This window comes from Sulfitobacter noctilucicola (assembly GCF_000622385.1).
Lineage (GTDB): Bacteria > Pseudomonadota > Alphaproteobacteria > Rhodobacterales > Rhodobacteraceae > Sulfitobacter > Sulfitobacter noctilucicola.
Map to the genome: position 1 here is coordinate 3,072,668 of NZ_JASD01000008.1, position 23,482 is coordinate 3,096,149.

General features: G+C 57.4%; 30 protein-coding genes and 2 tRNA genes. 17 read left to right on the forward strand and 15 right to left on the reverse strand.

Annotated features, from left to right (window positions below; genetic code table 11):
- Nucleotides 1–99 precede the first annotated feature (99 nt).
- The 6 genes from Z946_RS0118640 to Z946_RS0118665 are packed head-to-tail and all read left to right on the forward strand — an operon-like array spanning nt 100 to nt 3,406.
- Entirely contained in the window at nt 100–738 is a 639-nt protein-coding gene (locus tag Z946_RS0118640; protein ID WP_025057233.1) for a hypothetical protein, read from the forward strand.
- Nucleotides 738–1,313 (forward strand): hypothetical protein, encoded by a 576-nt coding sequence (locus Z946_RS0118645; RefSeq protein WP_025057234.1) that lies wholly within the window; start codon nt 738–740, stop codon nt 1,311–1,313. The genes Z946_RS0118640 and Z946_RS0118645 overlap by 1 nt, the downstream gene beginning before the upstream one ends.
- Nucleotides 1,310–1,552, forward strand: a complete 243-nt coding sequence (locus Z946_RS0118650) for a hypothetical protein (RefSeq protein ID WP_025057235.1) — start codon at nt 1,310–1,312, stop codon at nt 1,550–1,552. Before Z946_RS0118645 ends, Z946_RS0118650 begins: the two co-directional genes overlap by 4 nt.
- A complete protein-coding gene (locus Z946_RS0118655) occupies nt 1,542–2,327 on the forward strand; it encodes a terminase large subunit domain-containing protein (RefSeq protein ID WP_025057236.1) in 786 nt (261 codons plus the stop codon). The genes Z946_RS0118650 and Z946_RS0118655 overlap by 11 nt, the downstream gene beginning before the upstream one ends.
- A complete protein-coding gene (locus Z946_RS0118660; RefSeq protein ID WP_025057237.1) occupies nt 2,312–3,028 on the forward strand; it encodes a hypothetical protein in 717 nt (238 codons plus the stop codon). Before Z946_RS0118655 ends, Z946_RS0118660 begins: the two co-directional genes overlap by 16 nt.
- 27 nt (nt 3,029–3,055) lie before the next feature.
- Complete coding sequence (locus Z946_RS0118665; RefSeq protein WP_025057238.1) at nt 3,056–3,406, forward strand: hypothetical protein; 351 nt, start codon at nt 3,056–3,058, stop codon at nt 3,404–3,406.
- A 159-nt stretch (nt 3,407–3,565) separates the two neighbouring features.
- Here the strand turns inward: Z946_RS0118665 and Z946_RS0118670 are convergent, their stop codons facing one another.
- The 5 genes from Z946_RS0118670 to Z946_RS0118690 all read right to left on the reverse strand — a co-directional run bounded on the left by Z946_RS0118670 (nt 3,566) and on the right by Z946_RS0118690 (nt 6,510).
- Nucleotides 3,566–4,054: a hypothetical protein gene (locus tag Z946_RS0118670; protein WP_025057239.1), complete on the reverse strand. Its 489-nt coding sequence runs from the start codon at nt 4,052–4,054 to the stop codon at nt 3,566–3,568.
- A gap of 9 nt (nt 4,055–4,063) precedes the next feature.
- Complete coding sequence (locus Z946_RS0118675; RefSeq protein ID WP_025057240.1) at nt 4,064–5,356, reverse strand: glycosyltransferase; 1,293 nt, start codon at nt 5,354–5,356, stop codon at nt 4,064–4,066.
- Entirely contained in the window at nt 5,353–5,523 is a 171-nt protein-coding gene (locus Z946_RS21620) for a hypothetical protein (protein WP_160170290.1), read from the reverse strand. The genes Z946_RS0118675 and Z946_RS21620 overlap by 4 nt, the downstream gene beginning before the upstream one ends.
- A 67-nt stretch (nt 5,524–5,590) precedes the next feature.
- Nucleotides 5,591–5,983, reverse strand: a complete 393-nt coding sequence (locus Z946_RS20880; protein WP_025057241.1) for a GIY-YIG nuclease family protein — start codon at nt 5,981–5,983, stop codon at nt 5,591–5,593.
- Nucleotides 5,980–6,510, reverse strand: coding sequence for a hypothetical protein (locus Z946_RS0118690; RefSeq protein WP_025057242.1), 531 nt, complete (start codon nt 6,508–6,510; stop codon nt 5,980–5,982). Before Z946_RS0118690 ends, Z946_RS20880 begins: the two co-directional genes overlap by 4 nt.
- Nucleotides 6,511–6,632: 122 nt before the next feature.
- Here Z946_RS0118690 and Z946_RS0118695 point away from each other — a divergent pair, with 122 nt between their 5' ends.
- Complete coding sequence (locus Z946_RS0118695) at nt 6,633–7,535, forward strand: type II site-specific deoxyribonuclease (RefSeq protein WP_152540601.1); 903 nt, start codon at nt 6,633–6,635, stop codon at nt 7,533–7,535.
- Here the strand turns inward: Z946_RS0118695 and Z946_RS0118700 are convergent.
- Nucleotides 7,524–8,627 carry a DNA cytosine methyltransferase gene (locus Z946_RS0118700; RefSeq protein ID WP_025057244.1) on the reverse strand — a complete coding sequence of 368 codons (1,104 nt, stop codon included), beginning with the start codon at nt 8,625–8,627 and terminating at the stop codon, nt 7,524–7,526. The two genes, Z946_RS0118695 and Z946_RS0118700, sit on opposite strands and share 12 nt — an antisense overlap.
- A gap of 606 nt (nt 8,628–9,233) precedes the next feature.
- Here Z946_RS0118700 and Z946_RS21865 point away from each other — a divergent pair.
- A complete protein-coding gene (locus tag Z946_RS21865; RefSeq protein ID WP_260168430.1) occupies nt 9,234–9,464 on the forward strand; it encodes a helix-turn-helix transcriptional regulator in 231 nt (76 codons plus the stop codon).
- Between the two features lie 106 nt (nt 9,465–9,570).
- Here Z946_RS21865 and Z946_RS0118710 read toward each other — a convergent pair.
- Nucleotides 9,571–9,645, reverse strand: a tRNA-Asn gene (locus Z946_RS0118710).
- Between the two features lie 71 nt (nt 9,646–9,716).
- Nucleotides 9,717–10,637: an MBL fold metallo-hydrolase gene (locus Z946_RS0118715; RefSeq protein WP_025057246.1), complete on the reverse strand. Its 921-nt coding sequence runs from the start codon at nt 10,635–10,637 to the stop codon at nt 9,717–9,719.
- 45 nt (nt 10,638–10,682) lie between these two features.
- On the opposite strand from Z946_RS0118715, the gene Z946_RS0118720 reads away from it, so the two are divergent.
- Both Z946_RS0118720 and Z946_RS0118725 read left to right on the forward strand, forming a co-directional pair.
- Entirely contained in the window at nt 10,683–12,008 is a 1,326-nt protein-coding gene (locus tag Z946_RS0118720) for an ATP-binding protein (RefSeq protein ID WP_025057247.1), read from the forward strand.
- Between the two features lie 78 nt (nt 12,009–12,086).
- The gene (locus tag Z946_RS0118725; protein ID WP_025057248.1) at nt 12,087–12,536 is read left to right on the forward strand and encodes a DUF4442 domain-containing protein; all 450 of its coding nucleotides are present in this window, start codon (nt 12,087–12,089) and stop codon (nt 12,534–12,536) included.
- Nucleotides 12,537–12,544: 8 nt separating this feature from the next.
- Here Z946_RS0118725 and Z946_RS0118730 read toward each other — a convergent pair.
- Nucleotides 12,545–12,621: transfer RNA gene (locus tag Z946_RS0118730), tRNA-Ile, on the reverse strand.
- 338 nt (nt 12,622–12,959) lie between these two features.
- On the opposite strand from Z946_RS0118730, the gene Z946_RS0118740 reads away from it, so the two are divergent.
- The 5 genes from Z946_RS0118740 (at nt 12,960) to Z946_RS0118760 (ending at nt 17,573) form a co-directional block, all read left to right on the forward strand.
- The gene (locus Z946_RS0118740) at nt 12,960–14,156 is read left to right on the forward strand and encodes an OmpA family protein (protein ID WP_025057249.1); all 1,197 of its coding nucleotides are present in this window, start codon (nt 12,960–12,962) and stop codon (nt 14,154–14,156) included.
- 163 nt (nt 14,157–14,319) lie between these two features.
- Nucleotides 14,320–15,360, forward strand: coding sequence for a phosphoribosylformylglycinamidine cyclo-ligase (gene purM, locus Z946_RS0118745; RefSeq protein ID WP_025057250.1), 1,041 nt, complete (start codon nt 14,320–14,322; stop codon nt 15,358–15,360).
- Nucleotides 15,357–15,947 carry a phosphoribosylglycinamide formyltransferase gene (gene purN / locus Z946_RS0118750; RefSeq protein ID WP_025057251.1) on the forward strand — a complete coding sequence of 197 codons (591 nt, stop codon included), beginning with the start codon at nt 15,357–15,359 and terminating at the stop codon, nt 15,945–15,947. The genes purM and purN overlap by 4 nt, the downstream gene beginning before the upstream one ends.
- A 93-nt stretch (nt 15,948–16,040) precedes the next feature.
- Nucleotides 16,041–17,198 carry a ribonuclease D gene (gene rnd / locus Z946_RS0118755; RefSeq protein WP_025057252.1) on the forward strand — a complete coding sequence of 386 codons (1,158 nt, stop codon included), beginning with the start codon at nt 16,041–16,043 and terminating at the stop codon, nt 17,196–17,198.
- Nucleotides 17,199–17,225: 27 nt separating this feature from the next.
- Nucleotides 17,226–17,573: a RidA family protein gene (locus Z946_RS0118760; protein ID WP_025057253.1), complete on the forward strand. Its 348-nt coding sequence runs from the start codon at nt 17,226–17,228 to the stop codon at nt 17,571–17,573.
- A 14-nt stretch (nt 17,574–17,587) separates the two neighbouring features.
- Here Z946_RS0118760 and Z946_RS0118765 read toward each other — a convergent pair whose 3' ends face one another.
- Nucleotides 17,588–18,106, reverse strand: a complete 519-nt coding sequence (locus Z946_RS0118765) for a hypothetical protein (RefSeq protein WP_025057254.1) — start codon at nt 18,104–18,106, stop codon at nt 17,588–17,590.
- Between the two features lie 123 nt (nt 18,107–18,229).
- Between Z946_RS0118765 and Z946_RS0118770 the strand changes: the two genes are divergently transcribed.
- Nucleotides 18,230–18,640 (forward strand): SufE family protein, encoded by a 411-nt coding sequence (locus tag Z946_RS0118770; RefSeq protein WP_025057255.1) that lies wholly within the window; start codon nt 18,230–18,232, stop codon nt 18,638–18,640.
- 87 nt (nt 18,641–18,727) lie between these two features.
- Here Z946_RS0118770 and Z946_RS0118775 read toward each other — a convergent pair whose 3' ends face one another.
- From Z946_RS0118775 to Z946_RS0118790, 4 genes are all read right to left on the reverse strand, one after another.
- On the reverse strand, nt 18,728–18,994 hold the full coding sequence (locus tag Z946_RS0118775; protein WP_025057256.1) for a hypothetical protein: 267 nt from the start codon (nt 18,992–18,994) through the stop codon (nt 18,728–18,730).
- A gap of 117 nt (nt 18,995–19,111) precedes the next feature.
- The gene (locus Z946_RS0118780; protein ID WP_025057257.1) at nt 19,112–19,747 is read right to left on the reverse strand and encodes a DUF1638 domain-containing protein; all 636 of its coding nucleotides are present in this window, start codon (nt 19,745–19,747) and stop codon (nt 19,112–19,114) included.
- Nucleotides 19,744–19,899: a hypothetical protein gene (locus Z946_RS21625; protein WP_160170292.1), complete on the reverse strand. Its 156-nt coding sequence runs from the start codon at nt 19,897–19,899 to the stop codon at nt 19,744–19,746. The genes Z946_RS0118780 and Z946_RS21625 overlap by 4 nt, the downstream gene beginning before the upstream one ends.
- A 98-nt stretch (nt 19,900–19,997) precedes the next feature.
- Complete coding sequence (locus Z946_RS0118790) at nt 19,998–20,699, reverse strand: corrinoid protein (protein WP_025057258.1); 702 nt, start codon at nt 20,697–20,699, stop codon at nt 19,998–20,000.
- Nucleotides 20,700–20,900: 201 nt separating this feature from the next.
- Here Z946_RS0118790 and Z946_RS0118800 point away from each other — a divergent pair, with 201 nt between their 5' ends.
- The gene (locus Z946_RS0118800; protein ID WP_025057259.1) at nt 20,901–21,977 is read left to right on the forward strand and encodes a PA0069 family radical SAM protein; all 1,077 of its coding nucleotides are present in this window, start codon (nt 20,901–20,903) and stop codon (nt 21,975–21,977) included.
- Nucleotides 21,978–22,032: 55 nt separating this feature from the next.
- On the opposite strand, the gene Z946_RS0118805 is transcribed toward Z946_RS0118800, so the two are convergent.
- A complete protein-coding gene (locus tag Z946_RS0118805; RefSeq protein WP_025057260.1) occupies nt 22,033–23,235 on the reverse strand; it encodes an aminopeptidase P family protein in 1,203 nt (400 codons plus the stop codon).
- Nucleotides 23,236–23,482: the final 247 nt, after the last annotated feature.

Genomic DNA, 23,482 nt, shown 5'->3' on the forward strand with positions numbered 1-23,482 from the left:
TCTCACGAGCGCAACGGTGCGTCGCTCCTGATCTGTCCATCACAGGTTGAGCGTGGCGTCCCGATGCTGCGCTCAACTCTGGACACAAAGGAGCATCCCATGCCCGACGATACCACTGCCGCCCTGCAAGCCCTCATGCAGCAGGTTCAAACCCTCACAACCACTGTCACTGATCAGGCGAAACGCCTCGACGACCTGCGCGAGTTCAACTCGCGTGTTCTGGACGAGAAGAAGGATATGCAGCGCCAGCTCGAAACCTCGAAAAAGAAAACCCTCGTGGACATCATCAACGACGAAACCCACGAGCGCAAAATGCACGCGGCAGGCCTCGAACAGGACGCCGATGGTAACTGGTATCCCAAAGGCGTGCGACCACCCCACAGCTTGACCCGCGAGGATGCTCGCGACCCGGCCAAGTATCGCGCAGCGAAGGAAGCGGCGGAGAAGGCAGGCGCGACCTTGACTGTGATCGACAGTGGCAACGGTGACGTGACGACACGCAACACCAGTCGCCCCACTGTCACCCCAACCAAAACGTTCACCTTTGACGACACGCACGAACGCGTCCGGTATTTGCGCGCTGACATGCAAACAGGCAACGGCATCGTGAACCGCCGGATGCAGGCGGAGAAAGAGGGGTACACGATCAAAACCTTCCACTCGCCTGACGAATTACCTGCGCACGCCCGCACGAAGTTTGACCTGATGGAGCGTGCGGCAAACGCTGAGTCCTCCTAATGGCAAGGGGCGGCAACAAACACTCTGGCCGTCGTGCGATTATCGACATGCGTGCGGACAAGAACGAGATCATCAAGGACATTGTTCTCGAACGCCGTTCGCTTGCTGAGATCGCTCGCCGCCTTGGCGTCGATTACACGACGGTGCAACGGTATCGGGACGACAAGATCACCGAAGAAATGCGCCGCGAGATCATGGCCGAGAACCGTATCGCTGCCATCGAAGCGGACACTGAGGTGATCAACCAAGACCGTATGGACATTGCCATGACCTACGAGTCCTTGGCGAAGCGGGTCGAACGCTTGATCACCAAGGCAGAGCAAACCGAAGACGACTCCTTTGCGCTGGCGGCAATGGAAGGCTTGCGCAAGGTGTTGCGGGACATTGCAACGATGCAAGGCAAACTCGCGACGAACCTGACCGTCAACGTGTCTCTGGCCGAAAGCAAAGAGTGGGTCACGCTTCGAACCATCTTGCAGGAAGTGTGCGACGAAATTCCTGCCGCCCGCGAACCGCTCCTGCGCCGGATGCGCCACCACGTCCTGTCCGTCACGAAGGAGGACACAATCCTATGACCCATCGTGAATTTGAAGGTTGGGACGCCCACGCACAGCGCGTCACGGCGGCGTCAACGGCAGGCAACCCCGACTGGGCGCGACTGCCCCACGCGAAACGCATCATGGTCGCGGAAGGCGGCAAACTGTTCTTCACTGGCAACGCGTGTAAACGCGGACACATCTCGCCGCGCAACCAGCATGGCGATTGCACCCAATGTCACTTGATGCGCCTTGCGGAGCGTCGCGATGCCGTTTGATGCGCTCCGCGACTTTTGCAGCCTGATCGAACGCGACCTCGATCCCGGTGCGGAGATGCTTCACTTCCTGCGACAGGAGGTGCCGACCGCCACGCATGTTGACCCTTGGCAAGTTGAGGCGATCACGTCTGACGCGCAAACGGTTGCACTGCTCGTGTGCCGTCAGGCGGGTAAATCCTGCGTCCTCGCGACACGCGGCGTTCGCGAATTGAAGCGCGGCGGCACGATCATTTGCGTCGCCCCCGCCGAACGTCAGACGCGCGAGATCACACGTAAAGTGCAAGCATACCTGCGCGCAACTGACCTCGTGGTTGAGCGGGCGACGCAAACGGAAATCGAATGCTCGAACGGCGGACGTTTCATCGCTGTGCCTGCGTCGGGTGCAACCATTCGGGGTTACACTGCCGACTTGCTTCTCGTGGACGAAATGGCATATTTGCCCGGTACGAACGGCGGCGAAGATGTGGTTGTGTCGATCCTGCCAATGCTGCGCGACAACGGGCAAACGTTCTACGCCTCAACGCCTGCCGGAAAGAACAACCTGTTCGCCAGCCTGTTCCTCGAACCGAAAGACAGCGTGCATAGGATCAAGGTGCCGGGAACGTCGATCCCGCGTCTTGCCTCACGCGTTGAACGCCTTCGGGAGCAGTTGTCAGCAACCCGTTTTAGACAAGAGGTTTTGTGCGAATTTCTATCGGACGGGCTGTCTTATTTCGACCTGTCCGCGATTGAGAACGCGACCAGCATGGAGAACGCTATATGTCCTCGCTTTTGAACCTCAACTACATGCCTGACGGTCGCGTGATCAACGAGACCGGACATGACCCCGCAATCGAGAGAGTGACCGGATTTGTCAGATACTTCGTCGGTGCCGATTTGGGGCAGGCGAATGACTTCTCGTCTGCTGTGGTGATCAAGGATCAGCAATTGCCCATCCATGATGGAACCCGCGTCAAACTCGGCCCGCGCGAGCGCACGGTCGTCTTTGCCGACAAGTTTCGCGGGGTGTCCTACGTCGATGTGGTCGACTACCTGATCCGCTTGCGCAACGCGCCGCCGTTCGGTGGCAAGTCGCAACTCGTTATCGACGGCACGTCCATCGGGCGCGTTGTGTCGGACATGATGCACGAGCAGTCGGTAGATCATACGGCGGTGCAAATGACTGGCGGTCAGGAGTGGCGTCGGTCAGGGCGATACGTCAACGCAAGCAAAACCTTGATGATCGAAAACCTCGCCGTCCTGTTCGCGTCAGGCGACCTCAAGTTTGCCCACGACCTGCCTTTGCGCTCCGAGATCGAAGAAGACCTTGCCTCGTTCACCACGCAGACGACAGCGGCGGGCAACCAGATCATCACGCAATCGCGCAATGCCTCTGGTCACGGTGATACGGGCATTGCCTTGATCGTCGCCGCCTTCGCATCGCAATACCTCATGCCGCAAAGCATCCGCGTCAGCAAACTGGTCGGGATGTACTAGGCAACCTGCACGCGCTATGGTTGCGTCATGGCAAAGGATTCAAATCGGGGGCGTGACCTCCCACGCGCACCGCAGTACGTTAAGCAGAAGCACGAACCCGATGAAAACGCGGAAGCGCGTCAGCGGCAGATCGCCCGCGCCAAGAAGATCGACAAGATCAAGAAAGACCTTGCCAAGGTCGTTTCAAAGCGCGGGTATGACAGCCTATTTGGCGCGGCCAAAATACAAACCGAGAAGGCAATCGAGAAAGACAGGAAGGTTGTCGAAACTGCGCTTGCGCACAACGTCCCTGTGCATTCAAAACTTCTCGCGGAGTTCGGCTTAGAGGTTGAGGTGAGCCCGCAGGTTCCCGACGACGACGGAAAATCGCCGTTCTAACCCACGCTCTCGCCTCGCTCGTGCCTATCGCCCCTGCCGTTGCCCGACGAGTTCGACGAGACACGGGCAAACACCCCCGAAAAATCGCGCGCTGACGGGCGTCTCGGTGTTTTGGGCATCATTGCGCCTGCTCGCCGATCCCGCACATTAGACGCGCGCTTAGACGTCACTGTTCGATGCGACCTGTTGAAGGTTCGCCGTTACGTCCACGACCCCTTCGGCATTCCAAATATCGTCGCGCAGGAGGAAGCGGTGACTGTTGGTGTGCTCGGTGAATTTGGAACGATCCCGCACGAGCTCAGATGGGATTAACGCCGCACGCGAGACGACAAAGGCAGCGTCAAACAGGACACCCGCCAACACATCGAACCCGCTCATGTCTCGTATGGCGGACAGTTGCCGCGATGTGTTGAGCTGGTGCAGCCGTCGTCCTTTGATCTGATACCGGATGCCTTCGGCGTCTGTAGCGTCGAACCCTTTTACGGAGTTTGCCGCTTGATCCCATCCGAATGCTTGGCAGAACAGCCACTCGGCATAGTCGCCGGTCGGGTTGTTCGCGCTTCGCAGAATTTCGCGATCCCGCAATTCGTTCAGCACAGCAGTGTGGGTTTCAAGTAATTCTGCGACAGTGTATTTCTTCAAATTCATAACCCGACCTTAATTGTCACTAATCGCTTTGTCATTCCGTCGAGCAATTCCGTGCGACGTTTTCCGCCACATCGACGGCGCGACGATCAACTCGACCACTGCAATCGCCAGCGCAACGACATGCAAACAGCAGTAAGCGGGAAGTGCGAGCGCGTCGCGCTTTGGGCGACCGGTGCGGCGTGCGGCGACCATAAAGGTCACAATGGTCAGAGCGTAACCTGCGAACAGCATCGCGGTCAGTGGGGTGTCCGGCTGCGTGATGATCATGGTGAGGCCTATGGGATGCGACGCGATGCACAGTAGTTGGACGGGCAATTGGAATGCAAAGGCGAGCCGCGTCCGCAGGGGCAGGTCGTCCTGCCAGTGAACCATTGTCGTCTGACAGAACCCTTTGAGCCATCGCGACCGCTGCTTGACCCAGCATGTGACTGTCAGGGGCGCTTCTTCGCCCGTCGCGGACATAACGGTGTGGAAGGTGTAGTTGCGAGCAAGTCGCAGAGACAGGTCGGCGTCTTCTGTGACGTTGTGCGCATCGAACGCACCGACCGCTATCAGCGCGTCGCGCCTTAGGTATTGGCTTGTACCACCCAGAAGAAACGGGAGGCTCAAACTGTCCAAAAGCGGCAGCACGCCGCGAAACAGGACGGCATACTCAAGCGCCCAAAGTCGTGCGATCAGCGGCCCGTCATGATCACAGGCAAGCACGGCCTGCACGACGGCACAGTCGGGGTCTAACAACATTCGTGAAACCGCACGTCGCGGCTGGTCAGGCGTGGGCCTGTCTTCCGCATCGAAGATCACGACGATCTCGCCGCGAGTGTGAAGCAATCCGTAGTTCACGGCGCGCGGCTTCGTCCGAGGTTTCCCGTCAGGTACGACGAGAACGCGAAACGGCCAGCAATCAAGCACGGCGCGCGTCTCGTGGTCATCTTCCTCGACGAGCAACACAATTTCGGGTGACGGGTAGTCGAGTGCGCGCATCGCACGAGCAAGTTCTGGGATCACTGACGGCTCTCGATAGACAGGCAGCAGGATTGTCAAAGTCGGCCAGCGGTCGGGTTCAGGAGCGTGACAATCCTGCCAACCGACCAACGCGCCGAGACGCAGAGCAAGCATTGCTGCGAACAAGGGCGCGAACGCCCACGCCACAGGTTCCCATAACAATGGCAACGCCGCGATAGCGAAGATCGACGACGCGAGCCACGGTTCCTTGATCGAACGGGCAGAGTGATGCTCTGGAACGGAAGAAGCCGCCCACTGGGCGGCTTCATGGTCGGTGTCGCGGAAGGTTTCATGCCTCATTCCGCACCTATGTGCGCATCGACGACACGTATCAGGCGGCGCAGTTCATCGGGCGCAAGTAGGGCAGCGAGTTCGAGGGCGCGAGGACCGTCGCAGATGACTTCTTCGACGACGGAACGCATGTTTCCATTGCGGAACATGTCCAAGAGATTTGCGGCTTTGGTCATAGGTTTCTCCTAGAATCAGAAGACCCGCCGAGTGGCGGGCCTTGGGTCTGGTGGGAATGGGTAGGGTTCAGCCAGCGGCCAGAAGCAGGAGCGTCAACCAGCCGACGCCTTCGACGAGGCCGCGGAACACGCGCCAGAGGCGGCGCACGATGGACGGGCGCGCAGGTTTGTCTCGGCCCAGCGCCTTGACGGCTTTCGGCACAGACATGCGAAACCACTCGCGCTCGTCACTGACACGGTAGCGGGCAAGGACCGCATGAGCGTCGCGTTCTGCCGCGCGCACGTCGTCAACGGGCCATGCCTTGGCGACTGTGTAGGGCACGGGCGATCCCGTATCGTGCAACTCGGCGGCTCGTGCCTCTGGTGTCCGAGTGGTCATTCCAACTTTGCACAAGTCAGGCATCGTCGGGTTGGTCAGGATGTATAACCAACCCGGCTCGATCACGGTCAGCCCACTCATTTGCAAGCAGCCACGAGAGCGGCGGCGCGGTTCGTGTCTGCATCGTGCGACGGCACCCGCTTCACGCCTTTGGGCAAGAGGAGGTGATACTTGCCCGCCTTGCGTTCGACGCCGAGGCCTAACGCACCCATGTCGGTGCGCAAGGCCGACGACACGGTGTCCTTGTTCCAGCCAAGCAGTTCGATCAGTTCTTCGATGGTCGCGCCCGTCGCCAGAGCCTCGGCCATCAGGTGCCGCTTCGATCCTGCCTTTGTCGCTTTGACGTCTTCGGGTTTGCCCGGTTCGATCATCACGCGGTCGTCGAGAACGCGCGGTTTTCGGGCCTTGGGTTCTGCTTTCGATTTGGGCGGCGTTGGCTCGTCGGCGCGGGCATCGCGAATTTCAGCGTTAAGCGCATCGGTGGCAGGCATCGCATCGAACAAGGCGACGAGTTCGTCCTTCGAAGTTTTCTTGAGTTTCGACGCAGACAGGGGCGTTGCGAGCAGCGCGTTGATGGCAGGTTTGGTCATGTTGGTTAGTTCGGTCATTGTGTCACTCCGTTGATGTGTTCCCGAAATGTTCCGGGCATAACTGAGTTATCGGACCTGTCCCCGGCGCTGCTCAACCGGAAATATTGCTGAGGTTGTTTGGACGTGGTATCGCCCAACCTATGCAAACAATTGACCGCCTTTTTCAAGCTGCAAAGCAGCGATACGATGCTTCCCAGCCTTCACTGGCTGAGTGCTATGAAATTACTCGCGCGTGCCTGACAAAACTCAACACGGAAGCGACGCTCCGGCGATTTGGTGAATTTCGAGGTGCGCCCAATCTTGAATATTGGGTAGCAGAGGGAAACGGGAATTTGAGTCGCCCCTATCGTCCCGAAATGTTCATTTCTGACCTAGCGGAATTTGAGCGTGCGGTAGTCAGTTTCCAAGATCAGATGGACGACGACGACATAACAGACCCGGTAACGTTTGAGAAAGTCGTCTACACGGTCGTGTCCTCGTTTTGCCTTTGCTACGATGTTTGGAAGCCAAAGAGCAGGAAAACACCGGGCACGTTCTTCGAGGTGTTTATTGGTTCAGTTTGTCAAATTCGCTACCCGCAACCGCGCTTCCAAATGACCAAACACATTCCCATCGTTGTCGAGGTGCCTGATGCCGACGCGGTAGACGACGGGGCGCTTCAAGGCAATTCGGTGTCGACTGACTTGGTAATTACAAATACTGTGACTCAGCAAGGAGCGGTAATTCCGCTAAAGATCACCACGCGGGAACGCATCGTGCAGCCGTTCGCGCATCAACGTATTTTAGACAGCGCCTATCCCGGTCGGTATCGCAGCTATTTGACCTGCATTAGTGAGGTGCAGCGGGACGACAAGACAACTACAGTCAAACAAATTTGCGTGCCCGGAACGGTCGCACTTTTCCAAAAACACCTATCTGAACTCAGCGGCTTGTACTACTGTGATATTCCTCAACGATATGCACGACAGGACTTCACTGCGCTGATCCGTGTTACGGGCATCGCCAACCTATTCGATGATATTGACGACTGGCTAAACCGCTAAAGCCATCTGCCGACCATTGAATTCTTGGTCAGGATGCTTGCCGATGACTTTCTCGTTCTCATTGTTCAGAATGGCGCGAATTGCACGACCTGCCGCCTCAGCAAGGGGTGGGGGAACAGCATTGCCAACCTGGGTGCGCACGTCCATTCGATTGCCGTAAAACCTGAACCAATCAGGGAAGCCTTGAAGCCTCGCAGCTTCGCGGGGTGTAATCGCCCGGTTCTGTTCTGGGTGGCCGTATCGCCCTCGCGTGAAACTGTCGAAACCGACTGTCACGGTCGGGCAAACGCCTTCCCATGTCAGGCGCCCGTAAACATCAGGCCAGCCACCTTTCTTAGGGTCAGTGACTTGGTGGCAGGGCAGTCGCAATTCCCAAGGTATATCCTGCCAGCCACCTCCTTGTGGGACGTGGGAAATACGCTCCTCATTCGCCTTGCTGATTCTGCATTTCAGATGATTGTGGAACTCGAGGTGCTCAGAGCAATCATCTGGAGGCGGTGGCATATTTGCGATCACATCACGCACCGATTTCTTTTCACTCGCGATGGGTAGGACGGGAATACGAGAGGACACATCCTTGCGGATGCCGATCATCAGGAACCTGCTGCGCGATTGTGCCAAGCCGAAGCTGGTTCCGCAGACAAAGTAACCATAGACCGCATAGTCGGTCAGGTCGTCCATCATTTCTTGAATTAGGTGCTGCCCGCGTTTCTGTCCGAATATTTGGACGTTCTCGAAAAGAAATGCGCGAGGGTTCAACTCACGCACCAGTCGGGCGTAATGTATAACCAGAGAATTGCGCGGATCTTGAAAACGATCTGCACCTCGTTTCTGTTTGGAGAAACCTTGGCAAGGCGGGCCTCCAGAAAACAGATCGAGTTGGCCGGGTGATAGGCCCGCCAATTCTAATAGGTCACTACCGGACACCATCGACGCGTCTAAAACCTGCCCTGTTTCACCTAAGTTGTTGTTGTGAGTTTCGATGTGTGCCGCAACGTTGTCGAACGCTACTCGGACGTCGTAGCCCGCAAGATCAAGGCCATGAGACATGCCGCCCGCACCGCAAAAACTCTCAATTGATGTAAGTGACAAAGGCGCTCCGTTCCTTAATGCTGTTGCTCATTTAGCGTTTCGTTCACCGTAGTGCACAACATAGCGCGCATCAACTTAAATGTAGGAACAAAGCCGGAACTTTTGCACGGAAAGCTGGGTCGCAACTCAGCTTTTGCTGGTTCTAGAAATTCGACGAAACTTCAGTGTGTTGCTGCGCTAGCGATTGCCCAGAGTGCAGCTCTCTGCACGGCCCGTTCGAGCAGTAGAGAGGTCAGTCGCGTGGATCGACGCACTTTGAGAACGAGAAGCCTTCGCTCCAGCTTATCTCGACGCAATACCCGAAATATGCAGCGAGAAAGCAGATCACTATCACAGCGATCCACAACGCATTGAACCTCATTGCACGAAGTTTTTCAAGTGCTCCGTTAAGTTTCGTGACTCGATCTTCAAAGGACATGGCAGGTCTCCAGCAGAGATGCAGTACTCTTCCCACACATTTAAACGGAAAGCAACCCGTATGTGTGGAGATCGGCTGTTTTATGTCGGTATATGTCGAAGTATGTGGAAATTAGATGAATTGTGTTGAAGGCCGTCGGGTGTTCGGGTAGGATGACTGGCAAATCAGAACTGGGAAAAATCAATCAGATGCCGATCTCCGGTGAAAAAATTAAGGGCTTGCGATTGCAGGCAATGATGTCGCAGAACAAATTGGCTCGCATGGCTGATCTTGACCGGACCACTGTTTCGAATGCTGAGCGGGGCATGGAGATTTCCGAGATCACGGTGCACAAATTGGCGCACGCGCTGAGCGATGCACTTGGAAAGCAGATCAGCGTAGAGGACATCGTGGAAAGTTCGGAGCGGCGTCGGCGCTAGTGCGCCATTTACCGATCATACCTTGCAGCGTTGCAAAATCGTTGCAAAAACGAAAAAAGGCGAACCCGAAGGTTCGCCCATTTTGCTTAACTATCAAGTAGTTAATTGGCTCCGACGGTAGGGATCGAACCTACGACCAATTGATTAACAGTCAACTGCTCTACCGCTGAGCTACGTCGGAACGGTCCGCACCCTATAGCAACGCCTTTTTGGCGCGTCCAGAGGGTTTTGTCGTGAATTTACGAATTTTTCTCAATCAGGCTGGATCAGCCGGAATTCGACGTCTTCATGCAGGGTTTCAGTTGGTGTCACGATGGATTTTCCAGTCAGATCAATCAGATGCGCCAGTACGTTTCGCGTGGCCGCGCCAAGTAGTGCGGTAGGTGTTTGAGTGTAAATGGCCTGTGCAAGCGTCTGAGCCGTAGTGGGACCGCTTTTGAGCGCGGAAATAATCTCGGCCTCGCGGCGCAAGCGGTGTGTGACCAACCACTCCAGCCGGTCGGACGGTTTATCGATCTGCGCACCGTGGCCGGGATAGAACACCCGCCAATCCCGCGCAGACAATCGTGCGCAAGAGCTCATGAAGTCGGTCAGGTCGCCGTCAGGGGGAGAGACGAGCGACGAGGCCCAGCCCATCACGTGATCGGCAGTAAAACAGGCATCACCCCAAGCAAGGCACAGATGATTGCCGATATGGCCGGGTGTGTGCAGTGCTTCGAGTTGCCAGCTGTCTCCCTCGATCAGCTCTCCATCAGCGACAGTAAGATCGGGCGTGAAATGGATGTCGATGCCTTCGCCGCCGCCCATCATACCGCTTTGCGCCAGTTCCTGCATTACCTCGGACCGGCCTGCGGTGGCGTCACCAAACGACAGCAGAGGCGCACCGCATGCACGGGCAAGGGAGCCTGCGAGGGGAGAGTGATCCACATGGGTATGGGTTACAATCACATGGCTGATGTGCTGATCCGGCCCGACAGCCGCAAGAATAGCTGAAAGATGCGCATCGTTCTGCGGTCCGGGATCGATAACGGCCAGGGCACGGGTGCCCAGAAGGTAGGTATTGGTGCCGCGATAGGTCATGGGCGAGGGATTCGGTGCCACAATGCGGCGCAGGCCGGGCTCAAGTGTTTCGGGGGTGCCTACGGGCGGATCAAAGTCGTCGGGCGGTGTCATCGTTTGACCTTTCGCTGGGGGTCGGTGCTGGCTAAGGTCTAGCTTATGTCCTTTGTCTGGCTCAAACACTATATGCCGCGCGGCATCTATGGCCGTGCGGCGTTGATTCTGCTGTTGCCTGTGGTGATCATCCAGCTGGTTGTGACGGTGCTTTTTGCGCAGCGGCATTTTGAAGGCGTAACCCATCAGATGACTGAAACAGTGCTGCGCGAACTGGCGCTTGTGCGGCAAGTGATCGTTGTGGTGCCGGACCGAGAGGACGTGCCGGGACGGGTCGCCGCATCCCTTGGCGCATTGCAGATACAGGCCTTGCCTGTGACCGAAGACGACATACCCAAGCGCAATGCAATGCGCTGGTACGATTATTCCGGGCGGGTGATTCTGAGACGGTTCGAGATGCGGCTGCCCGGATTTCGCGTGATCGATCTGACCAATAACCGGGCGGTGCGTGTCTTTGTCGACACGGTAAAAGGGCCGGTGGAATACCGGTTCGAGCGTAGCCGAATATCGGCGAACAACCCGCACCAGCTGTTTGTTTACACGATATTTTTCGGCGTTTTAATGACGTTCATCGCCTCGATCTATCTGCGCAACCAGCTGCGTCCTATTAAACGGCTGGCGCAGGCCTCAGAGGCGTTCGGCCGTGGCCGTCACATCGCGTTCTCGCCGGCCGGAGCGGTAGAGGTGCGCAGTGCCGGTAATGCTTTTCTGGATATGCGGGCGCGGATCGAGCGGCAGATTGAGCAGCGGACGCTAATGCTTTCGGGTGTCAGTCACGATCTGAGGACGCCGCTGACGCGCATGAGGCTTGCGCTGTCAATGCTGGACGACGAAGAGGCAGAGCCGTTGCGCCGCGATGTCGATGATATGCAGCGGATGCTGGACGAGTTTCTCAATTTCGCAAAAGGTGCCTCTGAAAGTGCGCCCGAACCTGTCGACCCCCATGCATTGGTCGCAGAGCTGGTGGACGAAGCGAAACGGGCAGGGCGGAATGTGGCGTTGCTGGACCCCGAAGGTGAAGGGTCGGGCACTGTGACGCTGCGCGCGGTGGCGATGCGTCGCGCTGTAGACAACCTGATCTCTAACGCGGTCCGGTACGGCGCGCGGGCGGAAGTGTCGGTGATGCTAAGCGATAAAACCCTTCGTATCAGAGTAGAAGACGACGGACCCGGTATTCCCGAGGACCGCCGTACAGAAGCCGTGCGTGCGTTCAGCCGCCTTGATCCCGCCCGCAATCAGGACCAGCACAGCGGTGTCGGGCTGGGGCTCGCCATCGCGACGGACATTGCCCGCGCGCATGGTGGCGTGCTGCGGTTGGGCGAATCTTCGCGATTGGGCGGTTTGCGTGCCGACATTGTTATTGCCCGCTAGGGGGTGACCCAGCGGCATGATTGCCCCGCGCCTGAGGCTGCGCCAGTTTGATGGCGAGAATTTACAAGGATGATCCGAATGACCCCCTATGACATGATCAAAGCAAACCTCGATACCGCCGTTCCATTTGCCAACCACGTGGGGGTACGATTGCTGGAACTGGGCGACGGTACAGCAAGCGCCACGCTGGACCAGCGCGACGAAGTGTCGAACCACATCAACTCAGTGCACGCAGGTGCAATGTTCACATTGGGCGAAGCGGCTTCAGGTGCTGCAATGGCGGGTGCATTGGCGCCTGTCATACTCGACATGCGGCCCGTCGCGGCAGTGGCCAACATCGCATTCAAGAAAATCGCCATCGGCACGCTGACCGCTTACGCAAAGACATCTCAGGACGGGGCATCCCTGATGCAGACGATCGCTGATGACGGCAAAGTGGCCTTTGACGTAACTGTCGATGTGCAGGACGCCAGCGGTGATACAGTGGTTGAGATGGCAGTGAACTGGCACGTCAGCGCGCGCAGGTAAGGCGGTGATGGTAGGCCCGGCAGGACTTGAACCCGCAACCAAAGCGTTATGAGCGCTCTGCTCTAACCAGTTGAGCTACAGGCCCGCCACGGGTGCTTGGGTATGCGGTGGCGGGTGCTTCGTCAAGACGCCCTTTGGGCTGTCCAAAAATGTTGATTCCCTGCGCAGATGCTTGTCACTTTGCGTGATATGGTGGCGATCCGCGCAGTTAATCCATAGGGCGAAGCGGCTGATGATGCTGAAACGCATTTCTCAAACCCCTGTATTTTATCGCTCTTCATGTGATTTAGCACAAAAATCATAAATTATACGCCACCGCATGTTGACGTGGATGCAATAGTTATCACAACCTGTAGTTATTCCGGCAATATCTTGCCGATGAAGAACGACCGCAGGAAAACTGCGATTTGGGGGAAAGAGCACATGAAATTCCTAAGGGAAAATATATCGTGGATTGCGCCGACTGCGGCCATCCTGCTGGTGGCACCGGCTTATCTGGCAACCGATACTTTATTTGGTAGCAAAGCCGAGCGGGATCGGGTGGCGGCCTTTGATCCACAGGTAGAACAGGCGCGGATGGCGCAGCTGAACAATTCTGTGTTGTCAGCGCTGGAAACGAAAGTTGCGCCGACGCCGATCCCAGATGCACAGGGCACGCCTCCAAGTCCGGAACCTGCACAAACTGCAGCATTGGAAAACGATTCGACGGACGTGACCCGAAACAGGCCTGTCGACCTTCTACAAGTGACGGCACCCGCAAAGACAACGGTGCCTGCACCCGAGACGACCGCGCTGGACACCAATGCCGCTGCAGAGTTCTTTGCCAAAGCGCAAAACAATCTGGTGGGGCAAAGCTCCTGTCGGGAAGACCTGGAAGAGCTGGCATCCGTGTCGCGCATCTATTTTCCCGCGGGCGGTCTTTCGGGTGAAGATGCGGGGCTGTCTTCGGCGCGGCTGATTGGTATGGTCTTGCGCGACTGCCCCGGATTTGCGGTGCAGGTCGAGGGCCACTCTGATCCGTCCGGTGACCCGCGAGCCAACAAAATCCTCAGCCTTAAACGCGCAGAAGCCGTGGTCGCACGGCTTGCGGCCTCGGGCATTGATACCGCAGACTTCATTCCTGTCGGATACGGCGACGAACGGCCCTCCACGGTGCGCGGGACCAAAGACGCTGCCTATTACGACAGACGGGTAGAGTTTACCGTGATCGAGAGCGCACAGAAAGCCAGCTACTCAGTTTCGCCGCAACCTTGGCAGAAGTCCGAGCCGGGCTGCGTGTCAGACCTTCAGCCCAAAGCGGACCTTGCGCGTCATTTCTATGCCGCACGCTCCATCACGGCACCGGCGAGCGAGATGGCGGCGATCTTCGAGTTGGCACAGGATGTTGCCGCCTGCGATGGTGCCCGTCTGCGCGTCGTCGGTCATCATTCGGACCAACCCGGCAGCCGCGAAGATGTGGGGACGGGGCGTTTGCGGGCACTTGCGATGATGAGCGCACTTGTCTCGGCCGGCTTTGCAAAAGACAGCATTCTGATTGGTGCGCCTTCCTATTCCGTTGGCATTGCAGGTCAGCCAGCGCTGCCGAACAGCCGCGTCGATTTTCAGGTGGTCGCGGACTGACAAAATGGATGATTGTCCTGCGGCGGGGCTCCGTCTTGCACTGCCTGAGGCAGAGCCCGCCTGACGCCTATAAATCGAGCGGCCGACCGTGATTGTGGTGGTTGCCTGCCTTGCGCCATTGGGGTATCGCAGCGGCAGCAGCTGACCACCGGGGGATCTGGGCATGACGAAAAACGGGATGACTTACGCCGACGCGGGCGTGGACATTGACGCAGGCAACGCGCTGGTGGACCGGATCAAGCCAGCGGCCAAGCGCACGGCGCGGCCCGGCACCATGTCCGGTCTTGGTGGTTTCGGCGCTCTTTTTGATCTGAAAGCTGCAGGATACACAGATCCTGTTCTGGTAGCGGCCACAGATGGTGTTGGCACCAAGTTGCGCATCGCGATCGACACAGGCAACGTGGATGGCATCGGTATCGATCTGGTGGCGATGTGCGTTAACGATCTGGTCTGTCAGGGCGCGGAACCTTTGTTTTTCCTCGACTATTTCGCCACTGGAAAGCTTGAGCTGGATCAGGCGACACGCATCATCGAAGGCATCGCAGAGGGCTGTGCCCAATCCGGTTGCGCGCTTATCGGTGGTGAGACGGCAGAGATGCCGGGAATGTACCACGAAGGTGATTTCGACTTGGCAGGGTTCTCTGTTGGCGCGATGGAGCGGGGTACCGAATTGCCGCGTGAGGTCTCGGAAGGGGATGTGCTGCTGGCGCTGCCCAGTGACGGTGTGCATTCCAATGGCTACTCGCTTGTCCGGCGCATTGTCGAAGTCAGTGGTATGGCATGGGAAGATGCCTGCCCATGGGCGGACGGTACATTGGGCGAGGCATTGCTGACGCCCACGCGGCTTTATGTCAAAGGAGCCGTGGCCGCATTGAAGGCGGACTGTGTTGCCGCACTTGCACATATCACCGGCGGTGGCCTGACCGAGAACCTGCCGCGGGTCCTTCCCGACGGGACGGGTGCCGAGATTGACCTGGCTGCCTGGGATCTTCCGCCCGTTTTCAAATGGCTGCGGGAAAACGGCGGAATGGCCGAAGACGAGATGCTGAAGACCTTCAATTCCGGCGTTGGCATGATTGCGGTTGTACCCTCCGGTAAGGTTGCAGCCGCGAAAGAAGCATTCGCTACCGATGGCCACGCGGCCTTTGAGATCGGGCGCATCGTGGCTGGCAACGGAGTGAGCTACACAGGCGCGCTTTCGTGACAAAAAAGGTTGCGATTTTTGTCTCCGGTGGCGGGTCGAACATGCGCGCACTGGTGTCCGATATGTCAGGGGATCACCCTGCACGCCCAGCCGTAATCGTGTCGAACAATGCCAATGCAGGCGGCATTGCTTGGGCGAAAGAGCAGGGGTTGCAGACGGTTGTTGTTGACCATCGCCCCCATGGTGCGGACCGCGCTGCATTCGAAGCCGAGCTGACGGCGGCACTTGCCCCTCACGCGCCTGATATCATTTGTCTGGCGGGGTTCATGCGCAAGTTGACAGCTGGGTTCACGGATATGTGGCGCGGCAAAATGATCAATATCCATCCGTCATTGTTACCCAAATACAAAGGGTTGCATACGCATGCGCGGGCTTTGGAGGCTGGCGACACGGCACACGGATGCACCGTGCACGAGGTCACCGCAGCGCTTGATGACGGTCCAATCCTCGGGCAAGCCAGCTTGCGCATCCATGAAGGCGATACTGCAGAGGTGCTGGCAGAGCGTGTTCTGGTTCTGGAGCACAAATTATACCCGGCCGTCCTGCGCCGTTTCGCCGAAAATGACCGGACCCCGGTGATCTTGTAAGCGCTGGCTGGTCAAGGTCGGGCAGGTGATGTAGCAGTTGTCTACATCGTATTTTAGCCCCACATTCAGCCGCATGCTGCACGAAGTGAGCCCATGAGAACAATCACAACGACCGCCGACCTTGCCGAATTTTGCCTTGAGGCAGCCAAGCACCCCTTTGTCACCATCGATACGGAATTCCTGCGCGAGCGGACTTATTATTCCAAGCTGTGCCTTGTGCAATTGGCGATGCCGGGGACCGATGACAGCAACGCGGTTTTGGTCGATCCTCTGGCTGAGGGTATTTCCCTTGAGCCGCTTTACGATCTTTACCGTGACACTTCGGTGGTCAAAGTCTTTCACGCCGCACGGCAGGATCTTGAGATCTTCTTTGTCGATGCGGGTGTGTTCCCGGAGCCACTGTTCGATACGCAAGTCGCGGCCATGGTCTGCGGATTTGGCGAGCAGGTGGGGTATGAGACACTGGTGCGCAAGATCTGCAATGAAGGTGTCGACAAGTCGTCACGGTTCACGGATTGGTCGCGGCGACCGCTGTCGGATGCTCAAAAGAAATATGCTTTGGCTGATGTCACGCACCTGCGCCAGATTTACGAGTTTTTGTCTGCCAAGCTTGAGCAAAGCGGTCGCGGGCGGTGGGTTGCGGAAGAGCTGACGACCCTTACGTCGCCCGAGACCTATGTAACGGCACCGCAGGACGCGTGGAAGCGGGTAAAGACACGGACGAATTCGCCGAAGTTTCTTAGCATCGTGCGCGAACTTGCGGCGTTTCGCGAGGAATATGCGCAAGGGCGCAATGTGCCGCGCAACCGCGTTTATAAAGATGATGCGTTGGTTGAGCTTGCCAGCCTAAAGCCATCAAATCATGAGGAACTTGGTCGTTCACGGCTGCTGCTTCGTGAGGCGCGCAAAGGAGAGATTGCGGACGGTATCCTGAAAGGGATCGCCGCCGGTATCGCGACCAAACCCGACAAGATGCCCAAGCCTGATCGCAGCCGCGAAAAGCTGCAGGTCAATCCGGCTTTGGCCGATCTTTTGCGTGTGTTGTTAAAGGCCAAAACGGAAAAATCAGGGGTTGCGGCAAAGCTGATTGCTCCTGCTTCCGACCTTGACGGGATCGCGGCTGGTATGCGCGATATACCTGCGTTGAAAGGATGGCGTCTTGAGGTTTTCGGCACCGATGCTCTACGCCTGTGCGAAGGTAAGATCGCGCTGACTGCAAACGGCAATGATGTAGAAGTGGTCGAGGTCTGAAGCCTGACCCCAACGGAGAAGAAACCCATGACCGAGATTACACGTCACCATACAAACCAGCGCATGAGCCAGATCGTGACCCATAACGGCACGATCTATCTGGCGGGGCAGGTTGGCACAGCAGGTGCCAGTGTCGCGCAGCAAACGCAGGATTGTCTGGACCAGATCGACACGCTGCTGGCCGAAGTCGGCTCAGACAAGACACGCATTCTGCAGGCGGTGATCTGGTTGGCCGATATGGCTGATTTCGCCGAGATGAACGGCGTCTGGGATGGCTGGGTCGCCGAAGGACATGCACCGGCACGTGCCTGCGGTGAAGCGAAACTGGCCAAGCCGGAGTTCACGGTAGAGATTATCATAACCGCTGCAGCCTAAGCCGCAGCGTTACGTCAGCGGCGCGCTACCTGCGCGTTCAGCTGGCCCTCGACCCGAATGCGGCGCACACCGGCAAGCTGGCTGTCTGTGACGCGCCGCGCCGCAACAACTTCGCGGGTAGGTGGCGTGCCAACGGCCGTGTTTTGTGCCGGTCGCACGCCTTCAAGGCGGTAGGCCAGCACACCATCAACCGGTTCTTCGTCCTCGTTCTCGGGTGTAAGCTGCACTTCGTAAATGCCCTGACGTGCGGCAAGACCCGTGGCGCGGATGATGGCACCGCCGGGAACACGCTCGACCGTCAAGTTGGTGACTTGCTCAAACGGGCGGCCCGCATAAATCACTGGTTCATTTCGCTTATTTGAGAACAACCCGCCGCCCTGCGGTATCAGGGGGTTGGTATTTACTTCCCGCTCCACAGGGACCGATCGCGACTGGCCGAACCAGTTGAACGGGTTCACGCGGCTCTCGCGGACGGAGGCACAGGCCGTCAAAGTCATGGCCGCGGCAAGGATCAGGGGAAGGGTCTTGGGCATGGGGGTCGCCTTGGGAAATACTGTCGTGATTTGACTATCCTATTGCGCCAAGTTTGGGAAGGGGCTGGACCTTTGGTGGCCACGCTCCTACCTCATGGGCAACCAAGCAGAGGAACCCAAGCAATGGCCAACGCCGCCTTCGAAGAACTTGTCGAGGATTTCGAGTTTCTGGACGACTGGGAAGACCGGTATCGCCATGTGATCGATCAGGGTAAATCGATGGACGCACTGGAGGAGGCATTGAGAGTCCCCGCTACCAAGGTCGATGGCTGTGCCTCTCAGGTTTGGCTGCACGCGCAGGTGGAGGATGGAAAGCTGCATTTCGACGGCGCGTCGGACGCGATGATCGTATCCGGTCTGATTGCGGTACTGCGCACACTGTATAACGGTCTCACGCCAGCCGAGGTGCTCGCTGTAGATGCGCGGGCGGAGATGGGGCGCTTGGGCTTGAACGATCATTTATCGGCACAACGCTCCAACGGTTTGACAGCGATGATAGAGCGGGTGCGCGAAACAGCCGCGGCAGTGAAATGAATTGTCTTGTGGCAGGTCAAAGGCCAATTTGAGCCCAGAGCGACGCAAATTTGAGGGGGCGTGTCCCGCCACCGGGTGGTACGCGCATCAACTTGTGTTGAGCACCACGACAAGAATGATGATGGTCCCGACAACGACCGAGAGCACACCGGCAATCCGTATGAATACCCTACCAAAGGACATCGAACGCGCATCAAACTTTGGAAATTTCTCTTTGTAAAACCGACGGATTGGATCGATTTCAAGAGTTTTTCTGTCAGTTTCCTGCCAAACTGACCTTTTTGAAGCAAAGATAAAGACAGCTCCGACGATGACCATCACCCAACCAAATGCAAATGGGAAAAACTGGTTCAAATGCTGTTCTCGCGCCAGTCAGAACCACTGGCGTTGCTCTGAATAAGCTCCATGCATTGCGCAACAGATGGTGCCCGGCAGATCCCGTAGACGTATTGCGACGAGCCGGTAGAACGATCAAAGTGTCTCAAGAACAGTCCCTAAATCTCCGTATCCGGTAAACCGGCGCTCGAATTTTAACCCTAATCGCACAGCGCAGGATTCGGCCTTAGCCGTCAGTGCCGGATCATCCGTCTGGGCCTGATAGATCAGCTTTTCATAGTTGCCGAAATACATATCACGCAGATCAGGATGGCGATCCAACCCCATGGGTTTCCACACAAATGCGTCGAACTGGCGGACGAGAAAATCGGTGAGATAGAAGCTGGTGAATTCCTGATCCGCCTTTGCAGCAAAGGCATCGTTACCCTCAAAAATGCTGTAGCAGTGGGGGCCGGCAATCATCTGCACGCCCATCTCTGCGCAGGCCGTCGCTAACAGCCCACCGGTGCCACAGTCCGCGTAGACGACAAAGATGTCGTCGTAATTTTCGCGATGTTTTGCGACCGCCGCGCGGACCTCTTCGGTGATCTTTTCGGGGTAGAGGTGAAGCTTGGCGGGCAGACAGGTGAGGTCGAGGTGGGTCCAGCCATTCATCGCCTTGAGGTCAAGGATTTCACGCGCCAGCGCACCGCAGGCGATCAGCAGGATGCGACCCGCACGGCCTTCCAGCGGCAGACCTTCGTCGGTCAGCTCTGTATCGGTCGGGATCACCGGCGCAGATAGGCGACAAGAACTGCCGCGATCATAAACAAGGGTAGTGTGACAAGCATGAGCGCCGGTCCGCCAAAGCTTAGCGTCCAGATGGTGAGCGCGGCTGCGGTGAGTGCGCCAATGAAGATGACTGCGAATTGGGGTAGGGGCATGATATGTCCTCTCTGGTCCTAAGATAGGGATGACACCACGTAAGAAAAAGGCCCCACCGGTGGTGAGGCCTTGCCAGTGTTTTGTCAGCCAGCAAGACTTAAGCCGATTTGGCCTGATTGTGCTTGCGCGCCATCCATTCCTTGGCTGTCTCGACCGCAACAGCCGCGTCACGACAATAGGCGTCGGCCCCGATGGCCTTGCCGAATTCTTCGTTCAGGGGCGCACCGCCGACCAGAACGATATAATCATCGCGGATGCCCTGTTCGACCATCGTGTCGATCACGACCTTCATATAAGGCATTGTGGTGGTCAGCAGGGCGGACATACCAATGATATCAGCGCCTTCGCGGTCCAGTGCTTCAAGGTAATTCTCAACCGGATTGTTGATGCCCAGATCAACTACTTCAAACCCGGCACCTTCCATCATCATCCCGACAAGGTTCTTGCCGATGTCGTGGATGTCGCCTTTGACGGTGCCGATAACCATCTTGCCAACGCGGGGCGCACCTGTTTCGGCCAGAAGGGGCTTGAGGATGGCCATGCCACCCTTCATCGCGTTGGCGGCGAGTAGCACTTCGGGCACAAACAAGATGCCATCGCGGAAGTCGGCTCCGACAATTGTCATGCCTCCCACAAGCGCTTTCGTCAAAATGTCGTAAGGTTCCCACTTGCGTTCCAGCAGGATATTCACGCCTTCTTCGATCTCTTCCTTGAGGCCGTCGTAGAGGTCGTCAAACATCTGTTGGACAAGCTCTTCGTCATCCAGCTCCGAAAGGATGATCTCGTCTTCATCTGACATGGCGTGTTTCCTTTTGCTTCAAACACTGCGGGCCGTTTTGTCTTTTTGTCACGGAAAGCGGCTGATTGGTACGCAAATTGCGACATAGGTTGCGGATTTTGCGGCGCATTTTTCTCACGAAGAACATGAATTTTCTGCATATCGGTAAGGGGATACGGAATAGCGCTTTGCTGTGTTCTTATTTTGTTCTATTTGTAGGAAATGGATAACGAAGCGCTCACGTCAAAGATCAAGGGCCGCGCGGCGGGCAGCAATCACGCCGGACGGTACGAACGCTATGCGCGTGTGGCCGAAGATGACGGCTGGGCGCGGGAAGAAGAGTTACCTGTTTTACGCACTACAACGCAGGTGGAACTGCCGCGCAGTATGATCACCTATAACAAGTCACCGGATTTGCCGTTCGACAGGTCGATCAACCCTTATCGCGGGTGTGAGCATGGCTGCGTCTATTGTTTCGCACGTCCTTCCCATGCGTATCTGGGGCTATCGCCCGGGCTGGATTTCGAGACGCAGCTTATCGCACGAACAGAGGCACCCGAGGTGTTGCGCCGTGATCTGGCTGCCCGCAAATACAAAGTGGCACCCATCGCCATCGGGACAAACACCGATCCATACCAACCGATTGAGAAAAAACATGAAATCATGCGCGAATGTCTGAAGGTGCTGGCGGATACCGGACATCCCGTAGCGATTGTCACCAAGGGCAGTCTCATTGAGCGAGATATTGATATACTGGCTCCCATGGCACAGCGCGGGCTGGTGCGGGTCGGGATATCTGTCACAACGCTGGATGCAACGCTCAGCCGCTTGATGGAACCACGGGCACCAGCACCAGCACGGCGTCTGGGGGTGATCCGGCGGCTGTCACAGGCAGGCATTCCCGTGCGCGTCATGGCGTCACCGATGATCCCTGCGCTCACGGATCCCGAGCTTGAGGCGATCCTGGGTGCAGGGCGCGACGCCGGTGCGCGCACTGCGAGCTGGATCATGTTGCGACTGCCGCAAGAGGTCTCACCGCTGGTGCAAGAGTGGTTGGCGCAGCACTATCCGGACCGCGCAGAGCGGATCATGAACCGATTGAGGGATATGCACGGGGGCAAGGCGTACGACGCGACATGGCATCGCCGCATGCGTGGCGAGGGGCCATACGCCGAAATGGTCGCACAGCGGTTCAATGTGGCCATCAAACGGTTGGGGCTGAAGACGAACGCGCCCCCGATGCGCTGCGACCTGTTTCGCGCGCCCGTGCTGCCGGGCGCACAGATGTCGTTGTTTTGACAGATGGACCGCGACACGGGCCTACATGCCGCGATCCTTTGATACGCGTGACGGCTCAACCTACGACGTTGAAGTCCGGACCGTAGGGGAACCCCGTGATATTATCATTGCCATCTTCAGTGATGACCAGAATGTCATGTTCGCGATAACCACCGGCACCCGGCGTTCCTTCAGGCACAGTCAACATCGGCTCCATTGAGATGACCATCCCGGGCTCCAACACTGTGTCGATATCTTCGCGCAGCTCCAGTCCAGCCTCTCGTCCGTAGTAGTGCGATAGGATGCCGAACGAATGACCATAGCCGAAGGTGCGGTATTTCAGCAGGTCTCGCTCCGCAAAGAAGGTGTTGATCTCATCGGTTATCGCGGCACAGCTTGCACCCGGTTTCAACAGATTGATGCCCAACTCATGCGCTGCGACATTTGCCTCCCAGATTTTCAGGCTTTCTGCGTCGACCGTCTCGACGAACATCGTCCGTTCCAATGCGGTATAGTAGCCGCTGATCATCGGAAAGGTGTTCAGGCTGAGGATATCGCCGGCACGCAGCACGCGAGAGGTAACGGGGTTGTGCGCTCCGTCGGTATTGATGCCGGACTGGAACCAGACCCAAGTGTCACGGTATTCTGCATCCGGAAAGCGTCTGGCGATCTCAAGCTCCATCGCATCGCGTCCGGCCATTGCGACATCAATCTCGCGGGTGCCCGCTTTGATCGCGTCCTTGATGGCAAAGCCACCCACATCCGCCACCTGAGCACAGGCGCGGATCAGGCCAATTTCTGCGGCAGATTTATGCATGCGTTGGCCCATGGTCATGGGTGCCACATCGACAGTGGACGCGGGTGACAGAAAGCCGTCCAGAAGCAACTTTTGTGCGAGCGTCAGATGGTCTGCCTCATATCCGAGGGTACCACCCGTGCCGGTCACAGACAGAATGGCCCGCCAGTAGTTATTCCGCTGCCAGTCGGTATAGGTGATGTTGTCCCCATAGCTGCGCCGCCATGGCTGTGCAGCATCGATCCCGGCGCTGATGGTTACGGCATCCGTCGGGGTCACGACCAACGCGTAGGGACGACCAAATGCGCAATACAGAAACCCCGAATAATAGGCGACGTTGTGCATCGAGGTCAGAACGCAAGCCTCAATACCATCATCGGCCATATTGGCCCGCAGTTTTGTCAGACGTTTTTCGTACTCTTGGGGTGCAAAGGGAAGCGTCTTCTCCCCTTGATGGAAGCGGTAGTATTCCGGACGATCCATGACATGGCTCCTTCATCGGCTTGCCGATATGCGCGCGAAGGAGCCGAACTCCCCCGGCCGCGCAAGCGGCAAAGAAAAGTCCCGGCGTTCAGGAAGGTGAATAAGGGTTTGCATTTGCATGCTGGCGACGCCATCGCCGACCCTGCATGCTTCATGGACGAGGAGGCAGGCCGTTGGCAAGCAAAACCTGCTCGCTACCTTGACCTGCCGGATCAGCCGCCCTGATAACTGAAGGCAGTCATAGCGG

Excerpts from the sequence above, each read along its gene's own strand:
- Z946_RS20880 (WP_025057241.1), bottom strand. The coding sequence starts at position 5,983 with ATGAGTGGGCTGACCGTGATCGAGCCGGGTTGGTTATACATCCTGACC.
- Z946_RS0118725 (WP_025057248.1), top strand. The coding sequence starts at position 12,087 with ATGACCCCCTATGACATGATCAAAGCAAACCTCGATACCGCCGTTCCA.
- rnd (WP_025057252.1), top strand. The coding sequence starts at position 16,041 with ATGAGAACAATCACAACGACCGCCGACCTTGCCGAATTTTGCCTTGAG.
- Z946_RS0118690 (WP_025057242.1), bottom strand. The coding sequence starts at position 6,510 with ATGACCGAACTAACCAACATGACCAAACCTGCCATCAACGCGCTGCTC.
- Z946_RS0118640 (WP_025057233.1), top strand. The coding sequence starts at position 100 with ATGCCCGACGATACCACTGCCGCCCTGCAAGCCCTCATGCAGCAGGTT.
- Z946_RS21620 (WP_160170290.1), bottom strand. The coding sequence starts at position 5,523 with ATGACCAAAGCCGCAAATCTCTTGGACATGTTCCGCAATGGAAACATG.
- Z946_RS0118770 (WP_025057255.1), top strand. The coding sequence starts at position 18,230 with ATGGCCAACGCCGCCTTCGAAGAACTTGTCGAGGATTTCGAGTTTCTG.
- Z946_RS0118645 (WP_025057234.1), top strand. The coding sequence starts at position 738 with ATGGCAAGGGGCGGCAACAAACACTCTGGCCGTCGTGCGATTATCGAC.
- Z946_RS0118720 (WP_025057247.1), top strand. The coding sequence starts at position 10,683 with ATGTCCTTTGTCTGGCTCAAACACTATATGCCGCGCGGCATCTATGGC.
- Z946_RS0118675 (WP_025057240.1), bottom strand. The coding sequence starts at position 5,356 with ATGAGGCATGAAACCTTCCGCGACACCGACCATGAAGCCGCCCAGTGG.
- Z946_RS0118760 (WP_025057253.1), top strand. The coding sequence starts at position 17,226 with ATGACCGAGATTACACGTCACCATACAAACCAGCGCATGAGCCAGATC.
- Z946_RS0118655 (WP_025057236.1), top strand. The coding sequence starts at position 1,542 with ATGCCGTTTGATGCGCTCCGCGACTTTTGCAGCCTGATCGAACGCGAC.
- Z946_RS0118670 (WP_025057239.1), bottom strand. The coding sequence starts at position 4,054 with ATGAATTTGAAGAAATACACTGTCGCAGAATTACTTGAAACCCACACT.
- Z946_RS21625 (WP_160170292.1), bottom strand. The coding sequence starts at position 19,899 with ATGCCCCTACCCCAATTCGCAGTCATCTTCATTGGCGCACTCACCGCA.
- Z946_RS0118805 (WP_025057260.1), bottom strand. The coding sequence starts at position 23,235 with ATGGATCGTCCGGAATACTACCGCTTCCATCAAGGGGAGAAGACGCTT.
- Z946_RS0118665 (WP_025057238.1), top strand. The coding sequence starts at position 3,056 with ATGGCAAAGGATTCAAATCGGGGGCGTGACCTCCCACGCGCACCGCAG.
- purM (WP_025057250.1), top strand. The coding sequence starts at position 14,320 with ATGACGAAAAACGGGATGACTTACGCCGACGCGGGCGTGGACATTGAC.
- Z946_RS0118660 (WP_025057237.1), top strand. The coding sequence starts at position 2,312 with ATGTCCTCGCTTTTGAACCTCAACTACATGCCTGACGGTCGCGTGATC.
- Z946_RS0118765 (WP_025057254.1), bottom strand. The coding sequence starts at position 18,106 with ATGCCCAAGACCCTTCCCCTGATCCTTGCCGCGGCCATGACTTTGACG.
- Z946_RS0118695 (WP_152540601.1), top strand. The coding sequence starts at position 6,633 with ATGCAAACAATTGACCGCCTTTTTCAAGCTGCAAAGCAGCGATACGAT.
- Z946_RS0118715 (WP_025057246.1), bottom strand. The coding sequence starts at position 10,637 with ATGACACCGCCCGACGACTTTGATCCGCCCGTAGGCACCCCCGAAACA.
- Z946_RS0118740 (WP_025057249.1), top strand. The coding sequence starts at position 12,960 with ATGAAATTCCTAAGGGAAAATATATCGTGGATTGCGCCGACTGCGGCC.
- Z946_RS21865 (WP_260168430.1), top strand. The coding sequence starts at position 9,234 with ATGCCGATCTCCGGTGAAAAAATTAAGGGCTTGCGATTGCAGGCAATG.
- Z946_RS0118790 (WP_025057258.1), bottom strand. The coding sequence starts at position 20,699 with ATGTCAGATGAAGACGAGATCATCCTTTCGGAGCTGGATGACGAAGAG.
- Z946_RS0118800 (WP_025057259.1), top strand. The coding sequence starts at position 20,901 with ATGGATAACGAAGCGCTCACGTCAAAGATCAAGGGCCGCGCGGCGGGC.
- Z946_RS0118650 (WP_025057235.1), top strand. The coding sequence starts at position 1,310 with ATGACCCATCGTGAATTTGAAGGTTGGGACGCCCACGCACAGCGCGTC.